This is a genomic window from Pseudomonas sp. GD03875, from assembly GCF_029840585.1.
Classification (GTDB): Bacteria; Pseudomonadota; Gammaproteobacteria; order Pseudomonadales; family Pseudomonadaceae; genus Aquipseudomonas; species Aquipseudomonas paralcaligenes.
Map to the genome: position 1 here is coordinate 165,167 of NZ_JAOCCV010000010.1, position 8,219 is coordinate 173,385.

At 58.7% G+C, this 8,219-nt stretch carries 10 protein-coding genes; 6 read left to right on the forward strand and 4 right to left on the reverse strand.

The window, feature by feature from the left end:
* Genes N5D30_RS11820 through N5D30_RS11830 form a run of 3 tightly spaced genes read right to left on the reverse strand, consistent with a single transcriptional unit; the run spans position 1 to position 1,275 of the window.
* The gene (locus tag N5D30_RS11820; RefSeq protein ID WP_279909114.1) at positions 1 to 477 is read right to left on the reverse strand and encodes an arsenate reductase ArsC; all 477 of its coding nucleotides are present in this window, start codon (positions 475 to 477) and stop codon (positions 1 to 3) included.
* A 20-nt stretch (positions 478 to 497) separates the two neighbouring features.
* Positions 498 to 854: a metalloregulator ArsR/SmtB family transcription factor gene (locus N5D30_RS11825; protein WP_184490110.1), complete on the reverse strand. Its 357-nt coding sequence runs from the start codon at positions 852 to 854 to the stop codon at positions 498 to 500.
* A 7-nt stretch (positions 855 to 861) separates the two neighbouring features.
* Positions 862 to 1,275: an arsenate reductase ArsC gene (locus tag N5D30_RS11830; RefSeq protein ID WP_236233987.1), complete on the reverse strand. Its 414-nt coding sequence runs from the start codon at positions 1,273 to 1,275 to the stop codon at positions 862 to 864.
* A gap of 241 nt (positions 1,276 to 1,516) precedes the next feature.
* On the opposite strand from N5D30_RS11830, the gene N5D30_RS11835 reads away from it, so the two are divergent.
* The 6 genes from N5D30_RS11835 (at position 1,517) to N5D30_RS11860 (ending at position 7,714) form a co-directional block, all read left to right on the forward strand.
* Positions 1,517 to 1,789: a hypothetical protein gene (locus tag N5D30_RS11835; protein WP_279909119.1), complete on the forward strand. Its 273-nt coding sequence runs from the start codon at positions 1,517 to 1,519 to the stop codon at positions 1,787 to 1,789.
* A gap of 390 nt (positions 1,790 to 2,179) precedes the next feature.
* Entirely contained in the window at positions 2,180 to 3,667 is a 1,488-nt protein-coding gene (locus N5D30_RS11840; RefSeq protein WP_279909120.1) for a SulP family inorganic anion transporter, read from the forward strand.
* A gap of 14 nt (positions 3,668 to 3,681) precedes the next feature.
* Positions 3,682 to 4,533, forward strand: coding sequence for a universal stress protein (locus N5D30_RS11845; RefSeq protein ID WP_279909122.1), 852 nt, complete (start codon positions 3,682 to 3,684; stop codon positions 4,531 to 4,533).
* A 471-nt stretch (positions 4,534 to 5,004) separates the two neighbouring features.
* On the forward strand, positions 5,005 to 5,355 hold the full coding sequence (locus tag N5D30_RS11850; protein ID WP_279909124.1) for a metalloregulator ArsR/SmtB family transcription factor: 351 nt from the start codon (positions 5,005 to 5,007) through the stop codon (positions 5,353 to 5,355).
* A 38-nt stretch (positions 5,356 to 5,393) separates the two neighbouring features.
* Positions 5,394 to 6,482 (forward strand): NAD(P)/FAD-dependent oxidoreductase, encoded by a 1,089-nt coding sequence (locus N5D30_RS11855; RefSeq protein ID WP_279909126.1) that lies wholly within the window; start codon positions 5,394 to 5,396, stop codon positions 6,480 to 6,482.
* 17 nt (positions 6,483 to 6,499) lie between these two features.
* Positions 6,500 to 7,714 (forward strand): MFS transporter, encoded by a 1,215-nt coding sequence (locus tag N5D30_RS11860; RefSeq protein ID WP_279909127.1) that lies wholly within the window; start codon positions 6,500 to 6,502, stop codon positions 7,712 to 7,714.
* 151 nt (positions 7,715 to 7,865) lie between these two features.
* Here N5D30_RS11860 and N5D30_RS11865 read toward each other — a convergent pair.
* Positions 7,866 to 8,219, reverse strand: a 354-nt coding sequence (locus N5D30_RS11865) for a hypothetical protein (RefSeq protein ID WP_279909128.1), incomplete at its 5' end; no start/stop codon positions are given.

Here is an 8,219-nt window from a genome sequence, read left to right on the forward strand (position 1 = left end):
TCAAGCTCCCAGGGTGCCGATTAGTGCCAGCTCGGCCTTGAGCTGCTCGGGGCTCAAACGCTCGAACGGCAATGCGAGAAAGGCCTGAGCGCGTGTGCGGATGATTGCCAGGGTGTGGTCGAAAGCCGCTTCGATCTGTTCGGTAGTGCCCTCCAGCTCGGATGGGGCAGCCAGCCCCCAGTGCGCCTTGACTGCCGGGCCGAAGAACACCGGACAGGCTTCTCCAGCTGCCTTGTCGCAGACTGTAATGACGAAGTCCGGGGACAGCTCCGCATGCACATCGCTGGACTTGCTGAACAAGCCCTCGGCAGCGATGCCGGCTTTTTCCAGCGTTTTCAGGCTGAGCGGATGTACCTCGCCCTTGGGCTGACTGCCGCCGCTGTATGCCTTGAAACCAGTCGGAGCCATGCTATTGAACACGGCCTCCGAGAGGATGCTGCGGCAACTGTTGGCGGTGCAGAGAAAGAGAATCTTCATCGGGTATTCCTTGGCGAATCTCAGCAGCAGGCCGCTGCACGCTCGGGACGGTCACCCATCTGCCCCAGACGCTTGGCATCGGGACTGAGCCAGTGGCGATTGGCCGCGAGTGCGGTCTGCAAGATCTGGACAACCCAATCAGGTAGGTTCGGATGCAGGCGGTAGTAGACCCACTGCCCCTGACGACGATCTGCCAACAACCCGCAGGTGCGCAGCTGGGCCAAATGCCGGGAGATCTTCGGCTGACTTTCTTCGAGCGCACAGGTCAGTTCGCACACGCACAGCTCACCCTCTTCGGTGATAAGCAGCATCGTGCGAATGCGGGTTTCGTCCGCCAGGCATTTGAAAACGGTGGTGGGAGTCAGGTGGTCGGCCATTGCAGTCTCAGCGCTTGTTTTTCACCAGAACGAACATCTTGATGCGCTCATGGATCTCGTGAAGGGTGTGACGGAAGGCTTCAGGCTTACTGCTGGTGGCGGGGTCTTCGAAGTTCCAGGCCAGAACTTCGCCGGCCCCCGGCAGTGCCTGGCATTCCTGTGCCGACTTATCGCACAAGGTGATGACGTAATCGAAACGCTCACCGGAAAACTCGTCGATGGACTTGCTGTGCAGGCCCTCGGTGCTGACACCCAGGTGCTCCAGTGCAGCCAAGGTGCGCGGGTCGACACCAGAAGGTTGTGTCCCAGCACTGAATGCCTCGAAGTGCTCGGAGTCCGTGTGCCGCAGAAGAGCTTCTGCCAGCTGAGAGCGAGCGGCATTGGCGGTGCAGACGAAGAGCACGCGGGTCTTATAAGCCATGGGGAATGTCTCAGGCTGATTCGGAAAATCGAATATATGATTTTCCGCATGAAAGGTAAACGATACTGCTCGATTTTCCAGTCCGCGCTCACTCCAATACCGCTGTAGGCCCACTGCATTCGAAAAATCGCTCAAGACATAGAGGTAACATCTGGTTACTCGTATATTCGATTTTTGTAATGAGACTGTCATCAGCGGCGCATTAGGTTTCCTCCACCCCAACCCGATGGAGAAATGCGAGATGAAAAAGCTGACCCTGACCGCCCTGATGCTGACCAGTCTCCTCGCCGGTACTGCCGCAGCCAGCCAGTACGACAAACCAGGCTTTATCACTGAGGTCGAAGACGGCCGCTTGTGGGTGTTCCGTGCGGACTCCCAGGAACTGAAGGACTTCAAGGCCAACGGTGAGCCTGCCAAGCAGTTCAGCGACATTGGCACCGGGCCGGATGGCATGACGGTAAAGGCTGCGGATGAGCAGACCCTGAAGGACTATCTGCAAACGCTCAAAAAATGACTCGCGAGTTACACGGATGAGAACTACGCTGAGGTTTCATCCGTGTGATACCCCCTGGCCGCCTTCGGGCGGCTTTTTCATTCGCCACCCACCCCGTGACGCAAGGTCGCGAGACCAGACAAACCGTGGTATGGTCGGCGCTCTCCCTGCTCTGACTGTTCAATACCTGACAGCATGATCGCCTCGAAAATCTCTGCCTGGCTGCCTACGCCGCCATAGCGCATAGCCCCCTCCCTGAGTCAGTCCGGCTTGCCGACTGAGTCGCCTTGCTGCGCCTGTAGCAAATCTGCCGCTCCGTGCGGCGCCACCTGATACCTACAACTTGAACTTGACGCTTTTGGCACGCCTTCCTGGCTTCGTGCTGTCGCGTCCATTGCCTTGGATTTACAGATGTTGCAGACAATCAAACAGAACTGGTTTTCGAACTTGCGAGGCGATGTGCTAGCCGGTCTCGTCGTTGCGCTTGCGCTGATTCCGGAAGCCATCGCCTTCTCCATCATCGCTGGCGTCGATCCCAAGGTCGGCCTCTATGCGTCATTCTGCATCGCCGTCGTGATCGCCTTCGTGGGTGGTCGGCCCGGCATGATCTCGGCAGCAACCGGGGCCATGGCATTGCTCATGGTGACGCTGGTGAAGAACCACGGCCTGGAATATCTGCTGGCCGCCACGCTGCTGTGCGGAGTGCTGCAGATCGTTGCCGGTTACTTGAAGCTCGGTTCCTTGATGCGCTTTGTGTCCCGCTCGGTGGTGACCGGATTCGTCAACGCTCTGGCGATCCTGATCTTCATGGCCCAACTGCCCGAACTGACCAATGTCACCTGGCACGTCTACGCCATGACGGCTGCAGGCCTGGGCATCATCTACCTGTTCCCCTATGTGCCCAAGCTCGGCAAGGTGATCCCTTCGCCGTTGGTGTGCATCCTGGTCTTGACCGCAGTAGCCATTTACCTCGGGCTGGATATCCGCACCGTAGGTGACATGGGCCAACTGCCTGACACCCTGCCAGTATTCCTCTGGCCGGACGTGCCGCTGACCTTCGAGACCCTGGCGATTATTTTCCCCTACGCAGCAGCGCTGGCCGTGGTCGGCCTACTGGAGTCGATGATGACCGCGACCATCGTCGATGACTTGACCGATACCACCAGCGACAAGAACCGCGAATGCAAAGGTCAGGGCATTGCCAATATTGCCTCTGGTCTTATGGGCGGTATGGCCGGCTGCGCCATGATCGGCCAGTCGGTGATCAACGTGAAATCCGGAGGGCGCACCCGCCTGTCCACACTAATCGCAGGCGTCGTACTGCTGTTGATGGTGGTGTTCCTCAGCGACTGGGTCAGCCAGATCCCCATGGCCGCGCTGGTGGCGGTGATGATCATGGTGTCCATCGGCACCTTCAGTTGGGACTCGCTACGCAACCTGCGCAAATTCCCGCTCTCCACCAACATCGTCATGGTGGCGACCGTGGTCGTGGTGGTTTTCACCCACAACCTCGCCTATGGCGTTCTGGTTGGTGTTCTGCTGGCGGCGATGTTCTTCGCCAACAAGGTCGGCCATTACATGGCGATTGGCTCCGAACTGAACGAGGCCGCCGACCACCGCACGTACAAGGTGAGTGGCCAGGTGTTCTTCAGCTCAGCCGACAAGTTCGTCGCGGCATTCGACTTCAAGGAGGCGATCAGCAAGGTGACCATCGACCTCAGTCGTGCTCATTTCTGGGATATCACCGCCGTCGCTGCCCTAGATAAGGTGGTGGTCAAGCTTCGCCGCGAAGGCACCGAGGTCGAAGTGCTGGGGCTCAATGAAGCCAGTGCAACCATCGTCGACCGATTTGGTATTCACGACAAACCCGATGCCATCGATCAACTCATGGGCCACTAATACGGAGAACAACAATGACTCACGTAACCGCTTGCATTGACGGCTCCGCCTCGGCTCCTGCTGTTTGCGACTACGCAGCCTGGGCCAGTCTTGCTCTGGATGCTCCGCTCACCTTCTTGCATGTACTGGATCAGCGCCAGTATCCGGTTTCGGCCGATTTGAGCGGCAGCATTGGCTTGGGCAGTCGAGAGCATCTGCTCGAAGAGCTCGCGTCGCTGGATGAGCAGCGCAGCAAGCTGGCTCTTGAACAAGGGCGAGTCATGCTCGCCGCTGCCAAGGAGCGCGCCATCGCAAACGGCGTGAGTTCGCCAGAAGCCAAGCAGCGTCATGGCGATCTGCTGGAAAGCCTGCGAGAGCTCGAAGACGATATTCGGCTGCTGGTTATTGGTCGCCAAGGCGAGTCCAGTGGCGGTGCAGAACTGCACGTCGGCAGCCAGCTGGAAAGTGTCATTCGCATCATGCACCGCCCTGTGCTGGTAACGCCGGCCAGCTTCAAGAGGCCGGAAAGCGCGATACTGGCTTTCGATGGCAGCGCCACCACGCGCAAGGGAGTGGAGATGTTGGCCGCTAGCCCTTTACTGAAAGGATTACACATCCATCTCATGATGGTTGGAGCTGAAACGGGGGAGAACTGGGCGCAGATGGATGCCGCCAGCTCAACACTGGCTTCGGCGGGGTATAAGGTGCAGACAGCCATCCGGGCTGGCGAGGTCGAGCCTACTCTGCACGCCTATCAGGCAGAGCACGGCATCGACCTGCTGGTGATGGGCGCCTATGGGCATTCACGCATCCGCCAGTATCTGGTCGGCAGCGCGACAACCAGCGTGCTTAGAACCGCGACTACGCCCGTGCTGTTGCTGCGGTAAAACACGAGCAACTGGAGCCATAGCGTATCTCAGCCTGCTTGATGTGGCGCATCGCCGAACATCACCTACCACTAGGAGTTCGGCGGCGCGAGAACAGATCACGATCAGCAGCTTTCCCAAACGTCGCACCGGCCTGTGTGCGCTCTTACCATGTGCAGGCGCTACCGATGAGTAGCCGGCTTATGAGCAGACGGGGGACACGGGTGGGTTGAAGGGGAAAAGTCTCTGGAAAGGGCAATCCTCCGATGCAAGAGCCGCTTCTGGCATGATCACCCCCCACTAGGGCACGTTCCAGTAACAGTTCAGATCGCCATCACATCTATGATGGCCGCTTAATTGCCTGCATTGAGGGCGGGGCAGGACATTCTGCTCTGCGGATGCAATCACTGAAGCTGGGGATCAGCACCACTGAATATAATGCGAACTCTCAGTGCTTTACATGTGCATTAACGCGCACATATAGTGCTCTGCATGAACAGCCCCCTTACGCATCGAACCCAAGCCATCGAAGCTGCCATCGACTCGCTCGACAGCGCATTCTTCAAAGCTCTCTGCGAGCCGCCGCGAGTGGCGGTGTTGAAGCGCGTGATGCAGCTCGGGCGCGCTGACGTGACCGAGATCGCAGCGGAGCTACCGCAAGAGCGCTCTGTGGTTTCCCGTCACCTGCAGGTACTGCTTGAGGTCGGCATCGTCCGCTCGGCCAAGTCAGGCCGTCAGGTTTTCTACGAGGTCGATGGGCCAGCCATCATCAAGAAGCTGGAAGACATCCTGCGGCACACCAAAGCCATTGCCCCCTTCTGTTGCCCAGGCAACCAACCCTGAGCTTTCATTTCCCCAAATACGTGTATAGGTGCGCATGAATGAACGTAAATAGCCAAACTTTCGATGCCATCGTCATTGGCGCCGGCCAAGCCGGCCTGGCGGCGGGCTGGCATCTGCGCCAACAGGGATTGGATTTCCTCATCCTGGATGAACAGCAGCGCCCGGGCGGTAACTGGCACAACTACTACGACAGCCTGAAGCTGTTCTCGCCGGCGGCGTACTCTTCGCTACCTGGTATGGCGTTCCCCGGAGAAGCGAAGCACTACCCGTTGCGACACGAAGTGGTGCGTTATCTCGAAGACTATGCCAAGCGCTTCCAACTGCCGATCCGTCCTAACACTCGGGTGTCTGCGGTGCGTCGCGACGAAGCTGGGTTCAGTGTCGACTCGGCAGATGGTCAGCATTTTCTAACTAAGGCACTGATAGTGGCCTCGGGCGGCTTTAGCCGACCGTACATCCCAAGCATTCCTGGGCTCGACAGCTTTGGCGGCACTCGCCTGCATAGCGCGCAATATCGCAATTCTGCGGGGTTCGAGGGGCAGCGCATTGTGGTTGTCGGCGCGGCCAACTCGGCGGTGCAAATTGCGCACGAGCTGGCACAAGTGGCGCAGGTCACCCTGGCCTCGCGCGAGGCCATCCGCTTCATGCCCCAGCGCACACTCGGTGCCGACTTCCATGATTGGCTGAAATGGACAGGCTTGGGAAATAGCCGTTGGCTCAGCGACCAGAGCACGCCGGTACTGGACGATGGAACTTACCGACGGGCATTGAAGGCTGGCCGCTACAGCCAGCGCCCCATGTTCCAGCAGGTCACGCCTACCGGTATCGTTTGGGCCGATGGGCAAGAGGAGCGAATTGATAGCCTGATATTCGCCACTGGTTTCCGCCCCAATCTGCCCTTCCTCGAAGGCCTGCCGGTGATGGATGATCGAGGCGATGTACTACAACGGCATGGAATCGCCACTCGCGTTCCCGGTCTGTATTTCGTTGGTCTGCCGAAACAACGCAACTTCGCCTCGGCCACGCTGCGCGGGGTTGGCCCCGACATCGAACACAACCTGAAGCATCTGCTGCGCTACTTGCAGGCTGCCCCTGCCGGCGTGGGCGGTGCTGCGTTGCAGTCATAACAACAAGAGCCCTTTCCGTGACCCACCCCGAAAGCCACCCGCCAACGATCAATCGAGTCAAACTCGTCTGGGCCATGGGTATCGCCCAGATCCTGGCCTGGAGCACGACGTACTACCTGCCGGCCGTACTGGCGACACCAATCTCCAAGGCCATGGGTTGGTCGCTGACCAGCGTCGTCGCTGGCCTATCCTGGGGGCTGCTTGTAGCTGGCGTCTGCTCACCGCTGGCGGGTCGCCAGATTGATCGCCATGGTGGACGGCCCGTCCTCGCCAGCAGCTCGTTGCTGATGGCGCTGGGACTACTTCTGATGGGGATGGCCGGCAATCTGCTCGTCTACTATCTGGCCTGGACATGCATCGGGGCGGCAATGGCTGCGGGCCTATACGACGCCGCGTTTTCCACACTGGGCCGCTTACTCGGCGACACTGCGCGCACCTCGATGACCGGCTTGACCCTACTTGGCGGCTTCGCCAGCACTCTGGGCTGGCCTCTGATTGCAGGCCTGGAACACGAGCTTGGCTGGCGATATAGCTGCTTCGTGCTAGCTGGAGCTCATCTATTCATCGGACTGCCAATCTATCTCTTGGTAGTGCCCAAAGAAGCTTCAACACCCATGCAGAGCATCCATGCGCAGGGGGCAAATGCTCCCTCACCATCACCAGAGTATCGCCAGCTTTTTCTTTTGCTGGCACTACTCCTGACGCTTCAATCGCTAGTGGTTTCGGCCATGTCCGTCCACCTACTTGATGCGCTGAAACTGCTTGGGATCGCCTCTGTCACTGCACTCGCCATTGGCATGGTGATCGGGCCCGCGCAGGTGGTGGGTCGCCTCGTGGAGTTCTCCGTAGGCCGCAACTTGCATCCTACTTGGTCGGCAAGAGGCGCCATTCTGCTGAGTGGCGTTGGCATCGTCATGCTAATGCCTGGTGCCCCATGGCTGGCCTTTGTAGCGATGGCGCTGTATGGAGCTGGCAACGGCATTCTGACCATCGCCCGCGGCACTCTGCCTTTGGTGCTCTTCGGCAAAGAAGGATACGGAGCGCGAATGGGACTACTGGCCCGCCCCATGCTGATTGCTCAAGCGACCGGGCCGGTCGTGGCTGCAATCGCAGTGGATAAGCTAGGGGCCCAAGCCTTGCTGGTGGCGATGACTGTTTTGGTTGCTACAAGCTTGATGGCGAGCTTCGGTCTTCCATCGACATCTGCATCATCGAAGATTGACGCCTCGTAAATGACCGCTTGTGGCCGATTCTGTTGAAAAAGTCCCTCCGCGATTTTTGCTCACGAAAGGGCGTGGTCGACATTGAAATCTGACTCGCTCAGAAGACGGGGCTGTCTTGGTTTTTACGTAGCAACGCCCAACTTGAGCATTCTTTGAACTGCTAAAAAGCAGTTCTCCCAGAGGCCGACTTTTTCAACAGAATCGGCCGGAAGCGGACTCCAGAGCACAGGGCAAAAACGATTAGACGACCTACCAGCCTGGAAGGGCTGGTAGGTCGTAAACGCTGATTCAGCGGCAAGGCCTTGGCTTCTACTGGGATTGATCCTCTGCCACGGCGGAACAAATTGAGACCTGTTCGTCGTTTATGGAACGGGCGAATTGTTGAGATTGGCCCGTTCGGGTGAAATCCGCCCACTTGAATATGGCCTAGCTGGATGCGATGGCCTGCTGGAGCTTGCAGGGAGGCGGGCAGATGAATCGAGTCCTCAATGTCACCACGGTATTCGGTGACGAC